The sequence below is a fragment of the Halobellus sp. Atlit-38R genome (assembly GCF_003665925.1).
Taxonomy (GTDB): Archaea; Halobacteriota; Halobacteria; order Halobacteriales; family Haloferacaceae; genus Haloquadratum; species Haloquadratum inordinatus.
This window is the reverse complement of the sequence record NZ_QXIJ01000404.1, coordinates 1-435: the sequence shown is the minus strand read 5'-3', so window position 1 is coordinate 435 and position 435 is coordinate 1. Positions and strand designations below refer to the sequence as shown.

Here is a 435-nt window from a genome sequence, read left to right as displayed (position 1 = left end):
CGAACCGTAGACTCACCCAATAGTACAGACGAAGACCGGAGGCTGGCCTTTTAAACGCACCAACTATATTCTGGTAAACTGTCGAAGTCGAAACTGTTTTAATGCGATTTGGTATATAGCTGAGATACATGTGGGTAGTGGGTACTCATGGCATACCATGAGTAAACGCGGTAGACCGCTCTCCGCTATTCGCTGTGAGTAAATCATACTATGACACAGGATAACAGCAAACAGATGCGTGCGATAGTCCTCGCGGCGCTGATGGTGCTTTCCGTTATGGGAGGCACCGTCGCGTTCACGGGGGGGACTGTTGCCGCTCAAGCCGCCGGCCCTGAGGGGGCCTCCGATATGGGAACGGACGCGGGGGAACTCGCGGGCGGCGACACAGCAGTCGTACAGACGATCAAACTAACCGACACGGACCGTAACGACACG

Annotated in this window: 1 protein-coding gene; it reads left to right on the top strand. The window is 54.5% G+C overall.

Annotation, left to right across the window (positions count from 1 at the left end):
* Positions 1–210: 210 nt before the first annotated feature.
* Positions 211–435, top strand: a 225-nt coding sequence (locus D3D02_RS20085; RefSeq protein WP_147435819.1) for a surface glycoprotein, incomplete at its 3' end; no start/stop codon positions are given.